Annotated in this window: 16 protein-coding genes; 5 read left to right on the top strand and 11 right to left on the bottom strand. The window is 51.3% G+C overall.

Going from position 1 to position 16,026, the window contains the following annotated elements:
- Nucleotides 1-46: 46 nt before the first annotated feature.
- Entirely contained in the window at nucleotides 47-826 is a 780-nt protein-coding gene (locus BSZ32_RS01780) for a sugar phosphate isomerase/epimerase family protein (protein ID WP_165788579.1), read from the top strand.
- 191 nt (nucleotides 827-1,017) lie between these two features.
- Here the strand turns inward: BSZ32_RS01780 and gatA are convergent, their stop codons facing one another.
- The 6 genes from gatA to BSZ32_RS01750 form a co-directional block, all read right to left on the bottom strand.
- Nucleotides 1,018-2,439, bottom strand: a complete 1,422-nt coding sequence (gene gatA, locus BSZ32_RS01775) for an Asp-tRNA(Asn)/Glu-tRNA(Gln) amidotransferase subunit GatA (protein ID WP_105041825.1) — start codon at nucleotides 2,437-2,439, stop codon at nucleotides 1,018-1,020.
- A gap of 57 nt (nucleotides 2,440-2,496) precedes the next feature.
- Nucleotides 2,497-2,784 (bottom strand): Asp-tRNA(Asn)/Glu-tRNA(Gln) amidotransferase subunit GatC, encoded by a 288-nt coding sequence (gene gatC, locus BSZ32_RS01770; RefSeq protein ID WP_105041824.1) that lies wholly within the window; start codon nucleotides 2,782-2,784, stop codon nucleotides 2,497-2,499.
- A 320-nt stretch (nucleotides 2,785-3,104) separates the two neighbouring features.
- A complete protein-coding gene (locus BSZ32_RS01765; RefSeq protein ID WP_105041823.1) occupies nucleotides 3,105-3,563 on the bottom strand; it encodes a DUF2750 domain-containing protein in 459 nt (152 codons plus the stop codon).
- A 32-nt stretch (nucleotides 3,564-3,595) separates the two neighbouring features.
- On the bottom strand, nucleotides 3,596-4,774 hold the full coding sequence (locus BSZ32_RS01760) for a prenyltransferase/squalene oxidase repeat-containing protein (RefSeq protein ID WP_105041822.1): 1,179 nt from the start codon (nucleotides 4,772-4,774) through the stop codon (nucleotides 3,596-3,598).
- A 249-nt stretch (nucleotides 4,775-5,023) separates the two neighbouring features.
- Nucleotides 5,024-5,485 carry a low molecular weight protein-tyrosine-phosphatase gene (locus BSZ32_RS01755; RefSeq protein ID WP_105041821.1) on the bottom strand — a complete coding sequence of 154 codons (462 nt, stop codon included), beginning with the start codon at nucleotides 5,483-5,485 and terminating at the stop codon, nucleotides 5,024-5,026.
- A gap of 42 nt (nucleotides 5,486-5,527) precedes the next feature.
- Nucleotides 5,528-6,784 carry a class I SAM-dependent RNA methyltransferase gene (locus tag BSZ32_RS01750; protein WP_105041820.1) on the bottom strand — a complete coding sequence of 419 codons (1,257 nt, stop codon included), beginning with the start codon at nucleotides 6,782-6,784 and terminating at the stop codon, nucleotides 5,528-5,530.
- A 51-nt stretch (nucleotides 6,785-6,835) separates the two neighbouring features.
- Between BSZ32_RS01750 and BSZ32_RS18185 the strand changes: the two genes are divergently transcribed.
- Nucleotides 6,836-7,210: a hypothetical protein gene (locus BSZ32_RS18185; RefSeq protein WP_129589536.1), complete on the top strand. Its 375-nt coding sequence runs from the start codon at nucleotides 6,836-6,838 to the stop codon at nucleotides 7,208-7,210.
- A 103-nt stretch (nucleotides 7,211-7,313) separates the two neighbouring features.
- Here the strand turns inward: BSZ32_RS18185 and BSZ32_RS01740 are convergent, their stop codons facing one another.
- A complete protein-coding gene (locus BSZ32_RS01740; RefSeq protein WP_105041818.1) occupies nucleotides 7,314-7,646 on the bottom strand; it encodes a hypothetical protein in 333 nt (110 codons plus the stop codon).
- Between the two features lie 50 nt (nucleotides 7,647-7,696).
- Nucleotides 7,697-8,695 (bottom strand): alpha/beta fold hydrolase, encoded by a 999-nt coding sequence (locus tag BSZ32_RS01735; RefSeq protein WP_105041817.1) that lies wholly within the window; start codon nucleotides 8,693-8,695, stop codon nucleotides 7,697-7,699.
- Between the two features lie 50 nt (nucleotides 8,696-8,745).
- Between BSZ32_RS01735 and BSZ32_RS01730 the strand changes: the two genes are divergently transcribed.
- The 3 genes from BSZ32_RS01730 (at nucleotide 8,746) to BSZ32_RS01720 (ending at nucleotide 13,662) form a co-directional block, all read left to right on the top strand.
- Nucleotides 8,746-10,422 (top strand): glutamine--tRNA ligase/YqeY domain fusion protein, encoded by a 1,677-nt coding sequence (locus BSZ32_RS01730; protein WP_105041816.1) that lies wholly within the window; start codon nucleotides 8,746-8,748, stop codon nucleotides 10,420-10,422.
- A 230-nt stretch (nucleotides 10,423-10,652) separates the two neighbouring features.
- Nucleotides 10,653-10,733 (top strand): PEP-CTERM sorting domain-containing protein, encoded by an 81-nt coding sequence (locus BSZ32_RS20475; RefSeq protein WP_105041815.1) that lies wholly within the window; start codon nucleotides 10,653-10,655, stop codon nucleotides 10,731-10,733.
- Nucleotides 10,734-11,340: 607 nt separating this feature from the next.
- Nucleotides 11,341-13,662 (top strand): DUF6288 domain-containing protein, encoded by a 2,322-nt coding sequence (locus BSZ32_RS01720; RefSeq protein ID WP_105041814.1) that lies wholly within the window; start codon nucleotides 11,341-11,343, stop codon nucleotides 13,660-13,662.
- Nucleotides 13,663-13,890: 228 nt separating this feature from the next.
- Here BSZ32_RS01720 and BSZ32_RS01715 read toward each other — a convergent pair whose 3' ends face one another.
- From BSZ32_RS01715 to BSZ32_RS01705, 3 genes are all read right to left on the bottom strand, one after another.
- Nucleotides 13,891-14,181 carry a type II toxin-antitoxin system RelE/ParE family toxin gene (locus BSZ32_RS01715; RefSeq protein WP_105041813.1) on the bottom strand — a complete coding sequence of 97 codons (291 nt, stop codon included), beginning with the start codon at nucleotides 14,179-14,181 and terminating at the stop codon, nucleotides 13,891-13,893.
- Between the two features lie 12 nt (nucleotides 14,182-14,193).
- A complete protein-coding gene (locus tag BSZ32_RS01710; protein ID WP_105041812.1) occupies nucleotides 14,194-14,415 on the bottom strand; it encodes an addiction module protein in 222 nt (73 codons plus the stop codon).
- Between the two features lie 258 nt (nucleotides 14,416-14,673).
- Nucleotides 14,674-15,273 carry a transposase gene (locus tag BSZ32_RS01705; protein WP_129589535.1) on the bottom strand — a complete coding sequence of 200 codons (600 nt, stop codon included), beginning with the start codon at nucleotides 15,271-15,273 and terminating at the stop codon, nucleotides 14,674-14,676.
- Nucleotides 15,274-16,026 lie beyond the last annotated feature (753 nt).

The raw sequence follows: 16,026 nt of genomic DNA, 5'->3' as shown, positions 1-16,026 counted from the left end.
GGGTAAGGATGGTGGCGTCCCTATCAATACGGGTCATCTATGGCCGGTGACGAGCTACAATTTTGGGGGATTAGAAAAACTTCCAGCCAAGGATCAGGTCAAGCTCCTCCATCGTTATGGATACAACGGGATCATTTTGAAATGCGCCACCATTGAGGATTTTCAAAATATCGACCGTCATATCGAAGCCGTTGAACGTACTGATAATTTTAGAATCGATGCGATTTTTGAGCGATACAATTTCGAAGACCCCGCACAACGAAGGGAAAGGTGGAAAAAAGTTGTGGATAAGATTTCTGGAAAAAAGATCCAAATTTGGCTGATTTTCGGGAAGAAAACCGAAGGAGTAAACGATGCCTTTATTGAGCGGAAGTTACGGGAAATCGTAGCCTATGCTGCACCCAAGGGGGTGGAAGTCATCCTTTATCCTCATAGCAGTTGTTATATCGAGTCGGCTGAGGAAGCCCTGCCCTTTGTCGAGAAAGTTAACCACCCTCAGCTCAAACTCGCGTTCCATTTATACCATGAGATTAGGGCAAAAAACGGGTCGCGACTCGATGAGGTGATGAAGCGGGTCCAGCACAGACTCGGCGCCGTTACTCTGGCCGGGACTGATCAGGTCGCCGACTACTCTTCAGCACGCGCCAGGGACAGCAGCACGATCAAACCACTGGGTCAGGGGGATTACGACCTTAGGGGATTTGTGAGGATCCTGAAAAGTTCTGGCTACAAGGGGGCTGTCGGCTTGATGAATTTCAAACTACCGGAAGCCCCCTCAAATTACCTCCCCAGATCCCTCGAAATTTGGAAACGCTATCAGGAGTAAGCCACAGCCCATTCTAACAATTCTACAAGCCGCGTGGGGATGTCATATTTTATTTTTAATCGAGTACATCAAAAAGTATCAGGCTGACTAACAGAAGTCGCCATGGAGTATGAGCAGTAATAGGTGACATCAGAATACAAAAAAGCGAAGAGCGTGAGCTCTTCGCTTTTTGGAAATGTTGGATATTCTCGTTAGAGTGACTCTACTGTCTTGGCTATCTTGAGAAGGATGGACTCGCCGAGGTCTGGACCGAGGATTTGGAGGCCTACTGGGAGCTTGGTTCCTGAGTCGGATTCTACGGTGCCGGCTGGCACTGAGATGCCGGGGATGCCTGCGAGGTTTGCTGCGATGGTGCAGATGTCTGCGAGGTATTCCGTGAGCGGGTCGTCGGCGTTTTCTCCGTGCTTTGGCGCTGCAGTTGGAGCTACTGGTGAGAGTATGGCATCGACATTGGCAAAGGCGTCGGTGAAGTCTTTACGGATCAGTGTGCGGACTTTTTGTGCTTTGGTGTAGTAGGCGTCGTGGTAACCAGAGGAGAGAACGTAGGTGCCGAGGATGATGCGGCGCTTCACTTCAGCACCAAATCCCTGTGCGCGTGACTTGCGGTAGAGATCGATGAGGTTCTCTGGGTTTTCAGCACGGTTGCCGTAGCGGATGCCATCGAAACGTGAGAGGTTAGAAGATGCTTCGGCTGGGGCGATGATGTAGTAGGTGGCTACTGCGTACTCTGTGTGCGGAAGTGAAATTGGAACGAGTTCAGCGCCAGCGGCTTCGAGCTTGGCGGCAGTTTCGTCGAAGATTGCTTTGATTGCTGGGTCGATGGCATCGCTGAAGTATTCCTTCGGTACGCCGAGTTTGAGCCCTTTGACTCCACCGTCGATGTCCGCGGTGAAGTCTGTGTTGTCGTCTTCGAGGGAAGTCGAATCAGCTGGGTCGTAGCCAGTGATCGCGTTGAGTAACAAAGCTGCATCGTCGACTGACTTGGTCATCGGTCCGATCTGGTCGAGTGATGAGGCGAAGGCGACGAGTCCGTAGCGGGACACGCGGCCGTAGGATGGCTTGAGCCCAACGATGCCACAATGGGAGGCTGGCTGGCGGATTGATCCACCAGTGTCTGAGCCTAGAGCTGCGATCGCTGTGTCGGCTGCAACGACTGCTGCGGAGCCGCCAGATGAACCACCGGGAACGCGGGAGGGGTCTGCTGGGTTGTTAGTGCGCTTGATTGCAGAGTTCCCAGAAGTGGATCCCATGGCAAATTCATCGAGGTTGGTGCGCCCGAGTGGGATGGCGCCGGCTTCGCGGAGCTTGGTGATGACGGTGGCGTCGTAAGGTGAAATGAAAGCTCCTTCGAGGAACTTCGATGCGCATGTTAGCGGTTGGCCTTTGACGTTGATGTTGTCTTTGATGGCAATCGGGATGCCACCGAGCGGGAGGCTAAGGTCAGCATTTTTCGCTTCTTCACGGGCGGTGTCGAAGTCGAATGCTAGGTAGCCGCCGATTGCTGCATCCTTTTCATTGATGGAGGCCTCAAGCGAGTCGATGATGTCGACTGGGGTGATTTCTCCGGCAGTGAGTTTGGCACGGAGCGAGGTGATAGATTCTGTGGAAAGCATGTTTTAAAAAGTGTTCTGTTAGCAGTGTTCAGACTGGACTGATGAAACAAAAGGGGGCTACTCGATGACTTTTGGGACGCGGAGTTGGTCGTTGGCGGAGTCTGGCGCGTTGCTAAGGAATGCGTCGCGGCCGATGCCGGGTTTTGCTACGTCTTCGCGGATGCGATCGAAGACTGGAGATGCGTGGGCTGTGGGCTCGATACCTTCTACGTCGAGCTCGGAAAGTTTGTGGATGTAGCCGAGGATTTCGTCGAGCTGCTTGGGGAATGTTGCTTCCTCCTCAGGGGTGAGTTCGATTCGAGCCAGATCGGCCACGTAGCGGACGTCGATGTGTTCAGTTGCCATGGCGGCAAGATGGGCAAGGGATCTGGTTTATTCAATACCAAATACGGGAGGGGAAGTGATAAGTTGGGAGTGAAAAGTTGGAAGAGTATAGCCAGTTCTGGAACTCCTTTGGCAGCTATGATTGTCAAAGGTCGGAAAGTCGAAAGTCTAGCTAGAAAGTCTGGTGACTTTATTTTATTAATAAAATCGCGACCACGCGATGAAGCTGGACCTTGGACATTTAGACTTTAGACAGTCAGGGTGAACTAGATGGGGTCTTAGCTGAGCTCTTTACATCCTTACAAGAAGGAGGGCATGAAAGTTAACTTATGCCGCGTGTTCTAGAGCTGGGCGATGAAGTCGTCGGGGAGTGTGGGGAGGTCATCGAGAGTGCGAGGCTTTTTATTCTTAGCGTTTTCAAGTGCGTCTGAGAGCTCTTGCTGTAGATCTTTAGCGGCTACAACGTTGCCTTTTTTGTCCGAGACTGGGAACACGAGAAAGTGGACGTCGTCTTTGACACAGCTCGGAAGCGTGCGGTTGAGGAATGAATCGAGGTCAATGCGCATCACGGAGGCATTGCGCCAAGTACTTGGCGCGATCACCTGAGCATAGTCAGGGTGAGGCCAGACGGGGATGCTCATTTTTCCATTGTCGTCACGGAAAAGTAGCAGTTCTTCTCCCTTTTTGAGGGTCCAGACAGCTTGATGTTCTACTACTTTATCAATGAAATGAAAGTGGCGCTCAGCCGCTGTGAGAGAAGTAACGTGCTCACGCTGAGCTGGAGTCATGGGATAAGGCATTGCAGAAATTTTCTGAAATGGGGTTGAGTGGACTACTTCGCTTTCCTCGCTTCAGGAATGGAATGGTAGATTTGCTCTAGAGTGAGAACCGCAAATGCAGTGACGAGTTCTGACTCATTTTCCCGCCAACGTGAATTCTCGTTGACCCATGATCCATCGGGTTTTTGGTTGGAGAGGATTCTGGTGGCTAGCTCATTGCGCCAATCATGCTTAACACCATCCTTAGTTGTGAGGGTGTCGATACCAGCGGCGTTGAGAGCTTTAGCCATGACTTGGTAGTAGTAATAGCGGCCTTGGTCACCGAGACCGGGGTTTTCTTCCAGCGTGTAGTTGTCGTTGAGCCATGATATGACAGCTTTGATGCGGATGTCGTTCTCGTCGAGGTCGGCGTAGATGAAGGAAAGCAGGCCGGCGTAGGACATGGATCCGTATCCGCGGAGGGTGTCGCGGCCATCGGCATGCTTCTCGTTTTCAGCTTTGGAGTTACCTGGGAAGTAAACGAATGAGCCGTCGTTGCCGATACCTGGATCGTCTTTGGGGGCTTCGAAGTCGTTGGTGGCTTCGAGGTTTTGGGTGCGTGAAACAAATTTGATGGCGGCTTCCCAATTGAGTTCTGGCTGTTTAGTTCCAGTGTCTTTGGCGAACGACTCGGAGAGCTTGAGAGCTTCGATCGAGAGGTAGGTGTTAGACATGTCTGAGTGTGTGTAGGAACTACCGTAGCCGATGCCGCCGTCATTGGCATTGTCGGTTTCTCCTTTTGTACCCCAATCTTGTTGGAGGCCGATGAGGAATCCGCGAGCCTTGAGAATGGGTTCCTTGTGCGCGGGGTCGCCAGAGGCTGATAGAGCCATGAGACCGGTGGACGTATTGTAGTTCGCTAGGCTTTTGACATAGATGCCACCATCCTTGTTCTGAGTGGAAACGAGCCATTCGTATCCTTTTTTGATGTGGTCAGCATTGGCATCGGCATCATTTGGCGAACGGCGAGCCGCGGTGAGTGCGAGAGCTGTGTAGGCTGGGTTTTGGTCATTCTTCCAGAAACCTTTTGGGTCTTGCTGCTGCTTGAGGAACTGATTGCCCTTGTCGATAGCGTGCTCCATCTCAAGCTTGATAGAGAGGTAGGGTGCATGCTGGTTTTCTGCCGCTTGGAGCAGGTTAGCGGCGAGCAGGGAAGCTCCGATGATGCGTAAAGTGTGTGCGAGAAGATTCATAGTTTTGGTTCCTTGAGTTAGTTTTCGTTAAAGTAATTGTAACAGCTGGGCTGTGTGGCGGCAACATGCTTTGTATGCCTGCGATAGGGGGGGTGTGCAGGGGCTTTGGAGCGGTGGTGTTGATATTTAGAAAAATGTCGAATGCGCGCTTGATTGAAAAAGTATGATGGAATAGCCAGCGCCAAGCGCAAGCGATAAGTCGGGAGACTTGCATTCCATACGCAGAAGTCGGGTGGATTCTTAGAGGTTTTATGATGAATACTTCTCAATCAAGCAGGAACTGCCTTCTTCGAGCATGTCGGCAACGAGGTCAAATCCATCTTGGCCGCCATAGTAAGGGTCTGGGACTTCGGATTGCTCGTGGTGTTGGCAATAGCTGGTGAATTTCTGAATCTTTTCAGCGAAGGTTCCAGCTGGATCGAGCTTTCTGACATTGGCGTAGTTCTCGTCATCCATCGTGAGGATGAGATCGAACTCTGCGAGGTCGGCTGGCTGGATTTGGCGGGCTTTTCCTGTGACTTCGACACCACGGGATGTGAGCGTCTGAGTCATTCTAGCATCAGGCCCCTTGCCAGTATGCCAAGCAGCAGTGCCAGCCGAGTCGATAGAAAACTGAGCTGCGACACCAGCCTTGCGGGCGGTGTGGCGGAAAATGTTTTCGCCCGCAGGTGAGCGACAGATGTTACCGAGACAGACGAAAAGGATTTTCATCTATCGACTCTGAGCAAACCAAGGGCTGTGCACAAGCTTGACTTATTTTCCTTTTCTAAGGACCACAACACACTCGAGGTGGCGGGTCTGTGGGAAGAGGTCGAAGGGCTGGACTTCTTCGAGGATGTAGCCAGCATCTAGGAAGGACTTGAGGTCGCGCATCTGGGTGGATGGATTACAGGAAATGTAAACACAGCGTGATGGACCGAAGGCGAAGAGCTGGTTGAGGAATACCTCGTCACATCCTTTCCGCGGCGGGTCGATGACTACAGCAGTTTCGTCAGCGGGGAAGTCGATGTCTTCGAAGATCGCCTCAGCGCTTGCCGCCTTGAATGTGGCGTTAGTGATATTGTTCTGGCGGGCATTGGCACGCGCCCAGTCAGCGGCAGTTTCTGACACTTCCACACCCGCCACTTTTTCGAAGCTCGAGGCTAGTGAAACAGCGAAGAGACCTGAGCCGCAGTAAGCATCAACAAGGTATTTAGCACCGCCCTTTGATGCTTGATCCGCAGCATACTGAGTGAATGCTGGCAGGATGAATGGGTTGTTCTGAAAGAAGTCGCCAGCAAGGAAATTGAATGTGAGATCGCCTACTTTTTCTGTGGCGATTGCGCGGTGGTTAGTTTCTACTTTGCCTTCTGTGACGCGCATCAGCATGGTCACGCCTTTCTTGTATTCCTTGGCATTTTGGTGCGCTAATTTGCGAAGAAGTGGCAGAGCATCGTTGATCTCTTCCATGGCGATCGGGCACTGTGGGACATCGAGGATGTTGTTGCGCTGGCCGTTGCGGAGGAAACCGATTGAAGTGATTTTACCATTCTTAGGCTTCTGGAAATGGGGGGTGAGCTTAGACCGGTAGTTCCACTGGCGTGGGGACTCGATGGCTGGCAGCACTGGGTGGTCGATACCGGCCATGTGCTGGAGGAGTTCGCCAACCTGACGAGTCTTCCATTTCACCTGAGTCGGGTAATCAACGTGTTGGTATTGGCAGCCACCACATTCACCGAAGAGCGAGCACTTGGGTTCGATGCGGTGTGGGGACGGTTCAAGAACTTCTATTAGGTCGCCCTGGGAGCAATTGTTGTCATTGCGAAAAATACGGGTACGAACCTTTTCGCCAGGAAGTGCGAAGGGGACGAAGACGACCCATTTAGTGGTTTCGGTTTCACCTTCTTCCTGTGACGCAGGGATATCGACTTTAGCGATGCCTACACCAAGATTGGAGAGGGAGTCGACGGTGATGTCGATTTCTTGGTGGTACTCGAAGGGGAAGGGGACGAATTTCTTGTGTGGGCGCATACTGATGAAAATGTTTCGTTTCGAAGAGGGTGTGGTGTATCTTGAGGTGGAATGAAAGTCTTTTATTTACTCATCAGTTGCTTGCTCGTCAGTCCAGCTTTGGCGCAAGAGGAAGAATGGTACGATGCCGAGGGAAATGTGGTGCGAGTGTTAGCCAAGGATGAGAGTTCGGCTGAGCTGGAAAAAAAGGAACCACTGTTTAAGGATGCGTACCAGTGGGATGCTCGGCGGATTTGGCGGAAGTCCCATGTACGCGGCAGAGCAATCTATGGCAACAGCCGGTATGTTTTTGGATACGGATTTGGCTATAGTCATTGGCCAAATTATTATTCCCGCAGCCATTATCGTAATGGCAGCTACTACCAATCTTCTTGTCGCCCTGGTCACTATCGAGGATCGAGCCTGAACATCGTGATCCGCCGCTAAGGGTCTCGGAAATAAATACGGAATATTCGAGGTTGAAGACAACGCTGCTGGTGGAAAAAAGATCAAGAAGATCCGGGTCTGTATTTCTTTCCGCGGCCGCTAACTATCGGTTCGGCACTGTGAGACCGTGGCTGCCCGAGTTATTGCGTGTGGACGTTGGCGTCTCCTTGAGGTCTTCAGTTTTTGGCATGTCGAAGACATTAGGCAGCATGAATGGGCTGGTCTTTCTAGGAGCTTGTGGCTTTTTATTCGCAGGTGCCACATTTGCGGTGACTGGAGTAGGGGTATCGCCTTGTGCCACCGGGGGTAAACTTTGCTGGCTCACCTCCGTTACCTTAGCTTCTCCATCCCCGTAATATATTGGATCGTTCATGCTGCCACAGCTACTGAGAGCTCCAGCTGCTGCGGCGATGAAAAGAAAGTGAAGTGGCTTCATAGATGCCGGATGGTTGCGAGATTCTGAGCGTGAGGCAATAGGAAAGTTATTTATATTTTCTGGGCGAGCCAATCTGCAGTACGAGAAAAGATGGCTTCTGCATGCGAGTCATAGAGCATGAGATGGTAGGATTCTGGGAAATAGCTGTGCTCCACAGAGTTAGTGGCAGGGAGGAATGTCAGCCAGTGCTCTAGAGCCGCTGGCCGGGTGAAAAAGTCGTGGCCGCCATTGATGACGAGTGTTGGGTGATTGAGTGACGCGGCGGCGTGGGGCATACCTTCGATCAAGCTAGCAATAGCATTGAGAAGCCGCATAGAGAAGCTTGAAACGTGCCAGCTATTGGTGCTGGACTGGGCCGTGTGGTCGGCAGCTCCCAGAGTGACTTGCACCGATTGCGAGCCGGTGAAGAGGTCGAGGGGGATGCGTTTTTCAGGGAATAAACCAGCAATCCCACGTGCGAGTGCTATTTTCCATGAAGCCACTTGTTGGTCTATTGCAACCACTGGTGAGTAGAGGATGAGCGCGTCACAAAATCCCCGAGCATGTGGGTAGCTAGATAGCGTGTCGCAGGCAATCAATGCGCCGAGCGACTCAGCGCACCAGATAAGTGGGACGTCTGGGTAGAGCGCGCGGATGTGGCTGCAAAAACTAACAAGGTCACGCGCCCAGTAGTCGGCTGATTCGATGTCACCTCGCCGGTCGGTCACAGGATCTAGCCCCATGCCCCGAAGGTTGTAGGCGACTAAGCCGAGCTGGGGGTTTTGCTGGCAGAGAAAGTGAGCCAGGCCATTGAAGTCGCAAGCCGCACCACAAAATCCATGGATGCCGATGACGAGAGCCGTGGGAGATTGCTCCTCTCCCCATTGTTGGTAGCGGAACGCTGTGGTGTCGAAGCTGGAGAAGGTGGGCATGGGGCTGGTGAGGGAAAAGCGTGTGGAGTATAATACGGTAACCGAATTTTTTATGAGCTCAACTCTTATGCCTGCATTTGTAGCCGTGAAGCCAATGGCGAGCAGTAACTCAACAATCTGAGTTGATAGGGATTGCATGCTGGGGAAAATTACAGCATGAAACGTACAACAAATTTTCGTTCAAGCACATGAGCAATTCTAAAGACAAAAAAGACTTTATCCGCGAGATCATCGCAGAGGATTTAACCAACGGCAAGCATCAGACAACGATCACCCGTTTCCCACCAGAACCTAACGGCTACCTGCACATAGGTCACGCCAAGGCGATCTGTATCAATTTTGGCATTGCTGAAGACAACGCAGGCTCTGGAGCCGTTTGTCACCTGCGCTTTGATGACACCAACCCGGTGAAGGAAGATGCGGCCTATGTGGATGCCATCAAAAAAGATGTGGCTTGGTTAGGCTTCGACTGGGGTGAGAACCTCTATTTCGCCTCGGATTATTTCGAATATTTCTACGATTGCGCTGTGCACCTTATCAAACAAGGCAATGCCTATGTGGACCTCCAGAATGTGGAAGAAATGCGTGCTGGCCGTGGCAATGTGAAGACACCTGGTACTGATTCACCCTACCGCGATTCAAGCGTGGAGGAGAACCTCACACGCTTCGAACAGATGAAGAAGGGCGAGTTCGAGGTCGGTGGAGCAGTACTGAGAGCTAAGATCGATATGGCTGCGCGCAACATGAACATGCGCGACCCCGCTATCTACCGCGTCCTCAATATCGACCACCACAAAACTGGCGATGCTTGGAATATCTACCCGATGTACGATTTCGCGCATCCACTAGAAGATGCCAAAGAGAAGGTCACTCACTCACTTTGTTCCCTCGAATTTGAAGACCATCGTCCACTCTACGAATGGGTGGTTGACCATTGCCCGACAGCAGCGACTCCTCGCCAGATCGAGTTTTCACGGCTCAATCTAACCTACACTATCATGAGCAAGCGAAAGTTGCTCCAGCTGGTGGAAGAAGAGGTCGTCGATGGCTGGGATGACCCACGTCTTCCGACACTCTCAGGGATGCGCCGCCGAGGCTACACCCCAGAAGCGATCAAATCGTTCATCCAGAAGGTCGGTGTTACTAAATTCAACGCCATCACTGATGTGGCATTGTTAGAGTTCGAGCTGCGTGCTCACCTCAACAAAATCGCCGAGCGTCGCATGGCAGTGTTAGACCCGCTTAAGATCGTCATCGACAACTGGGATGGTGACTCCGTGGAAGAAATGGAATGCAAGAATAACCCAGAAGATGCAGAGGCTGGTACTCGACTCGTGCCTTTGGGCAAAGAGGTTTTCATTGAGCGTGATGACTTCATGGAAGATCCACCGAAGAAGTATTTCCGTCTAGGACCCGGCCGTGCAGTCCGTCTCCGTGGTGGCTACATCATCCAGTACGTCAGCCATGAAAATGACGCTGACGGCAATGTGACTGAAGTCCATGTGGAATTCATTCCTGGAACCGTGGGCCAGAGCCCGCCTGAGGGAGTAAAGTGTAAGGCTGCGATCCATTGGGTCAGCGCCGCTCACGCTGTCGATGCCGAGGTGCGCCTCTACGATCGATTGTTCACTGAGGAAAACCCTGACGGTTTCGAAGGTGGCTACATGGCCTGCTGGAACCCGGACAGCCTTGAGGTGAAAACCACAGCCAAGCTCGAACCTAGTCTCGGCGTTGCCGCAGCAGGGACAACTTTCCAGTTCGAACGCGTTGGTTATTTCTGCTCAGACAGTGAACAGCACATCTCCGGTCAGAAAGCAGTCTTCAACCGCACCGTCGGATTGAGAGATTCCTGGGCGAAGAAGTAACTTGCCATAAGTTTAGACATCCCAGTAAACCTGTTTGCTTGGGATTTCATACTTCAGTGAAAAGGAGTAACTACAATTCTGGTCAATTACTGTAGCTGTCTATGGTCAGAAAGTCTCATGTCAATCTACAAAGTCTGGAGACTTTGTAGTCCCAGTAATCGCGCCCACGCGATATCACAGGACTCGCTGGCTCTCAGGACATCAGCTGAGACGATGAAGATCAGGGAGTTGTGAGTTATTCCTTCCTCGCAGCTGTTCCAGAGCCAAGCACCACAGCCTTACTTGGTCTTGGAGGGCTTGTCCTAATCTAGCGCCGTCGCAAGTAAGCGGTTCTTAAATTTCAAAGGCCGGTCAATTTATTCATGCGGTTGACCGGCCTTTTTCATTGGCTCGTGAAAGCCGCGACCGTCGTTCTTCGAATACCTGCGGCCCACACTTCAGTGGATTATACTGGCACGCATCATGATTTGTGATTTTTTTGTTCCTCACTGGTTAGCAACTCTACCAGCAGGCCAGCTTAACCAATCATCTCACGCTAAGCCGCCAAGATAACCCCTTTCTCCCCCAGCACAATGCTCACAACCACCTCACCCAAAAAGTAAATTCCTAGCAATTTCGCGCTCTCCGTGTCAAGTCTTCGTGGTTAAAAAAACACGCAGTCACATTCCTATAGTCTACAGCCGGACGGCCTGAGTAGTTACGTTTTTTTGATCTTCAAACTGCCGTATCATAACTTGCTTGAGAACGTGATGTTACGATTATTCTCAAGCTTAAACTCACGCTAACTCTGCCCACGTAGAGAGATGCGCTTGGCTGAGCCTCTGCGTCGTTACCATTCCTAAAGCCTTGCATCAGTCAATATACAGTATATGCCAGAATGAACGATTATATGAAATCAGATACGCTTAGCTCCACCCTATGAACAACAATCACACTCGAACTCTTATTCACATATTCATCATCGCGTTAGCGGTCTTTGGCGGTAGCACACTGAATGCCCGTTTTTACCACGCGGAGCACAGTCTTGGGCCGACGGGTTTGTATGGGATTACATCTGCCACTAATATCAAGATTGTTAAGGTCGAGGATAAATCTCCGGGTGTTGGCAAGATCAAGGCGGGCGATGTGATCGTTGGCGCGGGCGGCAAGCAGTTTGAGAAGGACACCCGGACGGAGTTGGCGGATGCTATTGATGCGGCTGAGACGGATGCGGGCAAGGGCCACTTGAAGCTGATGCTCGACGGAGGCAAGAGCGTGACACTGCAACTGAAGGTGCTCGGTAGCTACAGCGCGACTGCGCCATACCGCTGCGCCAAAACGGATGCGATTATTACGCAGACGGCTGATTATATCGTGAAGTCGAAGAAGTACGGCCGTGGAGGAATGAACATCGGATTACTGGGGCTGCTGGCTACGGGTGAAGATAAATATATTGAAGTCGTTAAAAAAGTGATTCACAGCGCGGCTTGGGCGAAGCCCAATGTTAAATTCGACCTGACGAAAAATAACAAGGTATGGTATTTGGCTTATACCACGATATTACTGAGTGAATATTATTTACTAACAGGCGACAAATATGTGCTGCCTGCGATCGAGGCTAATGCGATCGCGGCTGCCAAGGGACGTGATGGCGGTGGCATGTGGGGGCATACCACTGCCGGGACAGAACAGAATGACAATAAGGGAACGCTGCACGGACGCCTGCCAGGTTACGCTCAGATGAATTGCACCAGTACGCCGATGTATCTGGGACTGATTCTGGCCGACAAGAGTGGCGTCAGGGACCCTGAAATACAGGCGGCTATCAAACAGCTTCATACTTTTTATTCCAGTTTTGTGGGTCGAGGTGCGCTTCCTTACGGCGTGCACAACCCCTTTTCCAAAGCTTACGATGACAACGGAAAGGGTGCTTCGCTTGCGCTTGCCTTTGCTGCTGGAGGAGACAAGAAGGGGACTGCCTTTTTCTCGCGCATGGCGGTGGCGGCAAACAAGGGCTTGGAAAGAGGACACACCGGTCACTTCTTCAATCAACTTTGGACGGGACTCGGCGCGAACATGTCCGGCCCTGAAGCCTCGGTCGCCTTTTTTAAGGAAACACGCTGGCTGCAAACACTTAACCGCAGGTGGGATGGGAATTTCACATACGACTGCTGTTCCTACAAAAATGGCATTTATACCTACCGCGGCATGAGTGATGCGGGTGCACACTTAGTGAACTACTGCCTCGGACGAGCTAAGCTCCACATCACTGGCAAGGGCGCCGACAAGTCGATTTGGCTGAAGGGCAAGGCGGTTGATGATACCATCGCGCTCGCGAGCTTGGATATCTCGGGCATGAGTAATAAGGAATTGTTCGCCGCTTTTGGGCATGAGATGCCACAGGTGCGCGGAGGTGCCCTGTGGACACTGCGCTCAAAGAACCACAGCTACCTTCCCCAAATAAACAAGATGATCAAGAACGGCACCCCAGAAGAACGCCGCAGCGCCGTCGGTTACTTCGGCTACAAGTGTCCACCGGAGATTGTTAAGCAGGCATCCAAGGATCTGGCTGATGTCATGAATAACAAGGACGAAGACTTCTACCTGCGGGCAAGCGCGGCGAGTGCACTGGCCATGAGTGGGATATCCGCCTATCCTTACTACCAGGACATGCTTAAGATGATTGCTGATGATCAACCGAAAGACAAACTGGGTCACCTCGACGAAGCGGTCGGCCGTGGCCTGAGCTTCCTCTGCGCTGACCCCTTTAAGGCCGGACTGGTGAAAGATAAAAAGTTGTTCTACACAGCAGCCCGCAAATTAATCGACCACCCACGCCAGAGCGGACGCGGCTCTGGTCTGACCATGATCGAACACATGCCGATCGAGGATTTTCACTATGTCGGCGATAAAATTAAATACATCGTCACTGATCTCGACCGGAATTATCATTCCTACCACGGCCAAGGCCCGAGGACAGGTGCGATTACGGTCTTGGCCAACCTCAAAATTGAGGGCGGTATCAAACATGCTTTCGCTGCGTTTGATCAAGAAGGCGGCAAGTATGGTTTTAAGATTCGCATGCTGATGGCAGTCCTGCCGAAATATGGCGGTAGCGCGAAACATGCTTTGCCGAGACTTGAAAAGATGAATATCACCACCGGCAGATTCGCGAAGCAGTGGGGCGCCATGATCAAGACCATCGAGACCGGGGATGCTAGCAAAATGGTTTCATTTGATGAAGCCATGAAAGCGAGGTAGTGCAATTGCAAAGCAAAAGAAAAAGACAGACTAATAGAGGAGGTAAGTGTCGGCCATCGGTCTCGCATATCCGCTGGAGCCGTCGCCGGTAGTGAACCGCATCGTGCGCTGGGTCCGGAACATCAGCGACGGAAAAGAAGGCACCCGCCAGACGTGGATCAAAGCCGAGTTTGTTGAGGGAGGGGCGATCGGGCCGGTGATGGAGTCTTGAAGTCGGTAAGGCACCTATTATGAGCGCTTAATCCAATAGCCCGGTTTTCTTGAATGAGCCATGACAGCCACCACATGCACACGATCTTCGCGCACGGTGTAGATCACCGAATAAGGAAAGCGGCGGAGGTTCATTTTTCGACAACCGTGCCCAAATACGCGGATGGACTCGGGGTCGTAGAGTATCCGTGCCACCGTGGCTCCAACCTCCATGATAAAACGTTCTCCAAGCCCTTCGGTCTTACTCTCATAGTAAACGGCGGATAGACAAAATTCACCCGTAGCTTCTTCATGCCAACTCGGTTGCATATCACTCGATGATTAGCTTCCGATGGCGCGACTAGCTGAGGCCATGACTTCGTCATGTGAAATCAGTCGGGCACTTCCGTCATCGATGGTGCTCACTCGCTGTGCGATTTCCACGTCCCACTCCGTGGACACACCACCATCATCAAGGCTCTCAAGGAGCTTGCTTACCAGATAGGAACGGTCCGAGTCGGGGAGGCTAAGCACGTTCTCGAGTAGTTCTTTGGTAATTGCCATACCTCTATTATGCGTGATTTTGTCAGTTTCACAACCAATGTTTTTCTTTGATGAACATTTACAATCCACGGCCCCATCTCCGGAGGGTGGGCACTCTTGTCCACAGCCGAGGATATCTGAAGCTGCTCATCTTGGGATTTGTGTTCCTTCTTCAGTTGGATATTCCTTGTTGTGCCATGCCATGCCGTGCCGTAACCTTAGCGTAGGATGGTCGGCTGTTGGATATTGAAAATAACCATCGGTGGCTAAAAGTGGCGTTTATTTTAGGCCGTATTCATGATCCAGCAGTTCCAAGGATGTATCCCACGAGCATTGCCGTGTAAATAGTGCTCGCGCCCAACGAATGAACTTCACACTTATCTGAGTGATTCTCCGAAGCTTTTCGAGCCACGACGGTATCGACTTCTTGGCGTCTGCATAAACCTTCTTTGTTTGACCCCAACGCTGCTCACTTTTTTTGATAATTGCCTCTTCTTTGAGATCTTCAGATTCTTCAATATGCTGTCGCATTCTAAGAAGAAGATTATAAGCCAGCACGATAAACTGAGCCTGCATATACTTACCTGTTAGACTCTTCGACCAAGCCTTCGTCTCATCAAGTTTATTTTTAAAGTCATCGAAGACCTTCTCAATATCCCATCTCATGCGGTAGAGTTGAACAATAGCAGGATGTAAAAAGGGCCAGGCCTGAATGGCACGGTGTAGCACACGATCTATTCCGTATCTCACCCAGTCTGAGTCAGAATTGACACGACTCTTGTGCTGCTTATCGGCCTGTTGGACTGCCTCGTCAATGTAAGAGAGCATATGAGATTGGACGGCGGAGGCTGATTGGATTGAGTTTGGAATAGAGGCCATAAAAATGGTCTGGCGCCCACCTTCAAAGTCAAGCGTCTTCGACGCTTTATAGTGACTTTTCTGGAGTTTTTTTGAAGTCAACTCACCCTCTTATTATGAGGCTCATATTAGCTGAATATGGAGCATCCCGGGTGCTGTAATTGAGTGCATTCCACGTAACTTTTGGCCACCAATCCGAACTTGCAAAATAATACCAGCGAAGCTGCTGACTCACAGCGCTCAGACCTCACCTGCGCACTTCTGCCTGCCATTCACTCCTGTTACCCCACACAACTCTGGCTGTTATAGTCCTCCATAGACCAAGATCAGTTTTCAAGATCCCTTACAGATAAAGGAAATACTCCAGATTCAGGTCAATTAGTCTGTCTCATAGTCGTGTGTGGCTGTTATAGTCCTCCATAGACCAAGATCAGTTTTCAAGATCCCTTACAGATAAAGGAAATACTCCAGATTCAGGTCAATTAGTCTGTCTCATAGTCGTGTGTGTGGTACTGACCTCCGATTCAGGTCAATTAGTCTGTCTCATAGTCGGGCGGTCTGAGCAGTTCCTCAGGCAGTATGATCTTGCGCCGGCGTCCGGCGCCTTGCAGGTCAATTAGTCTGTCTGATTCAGGTCAATTAGTCTGTCTCATAGTCGGGCGGTCTCATAGTAGGGCGTCCGGCGCCTTGAGCGACCAGCAGGCCCTCCTTCTCAAGCAATCGTAGCGCTGCCTCAACGGTTTTGGTACTGACCTCCAGTTCCGGAGCTAAGCA

This window comes from Rubritalea profundi (assembly GCF_002954445.1).
GTDB classification, from domain to species: domain Bacteria; phylum Verrucomicrobiota; class Verrucomicrobiia; order Verrucomicrobiales; family Akkermansiaceae; genus Rubritalea; species Rubritalea profundi.
The sequence above is the reverse complement of the archived record's forward strand: the minus strand, read 5'-3'. Positions and strand labels throughout refer to the sequence as shown.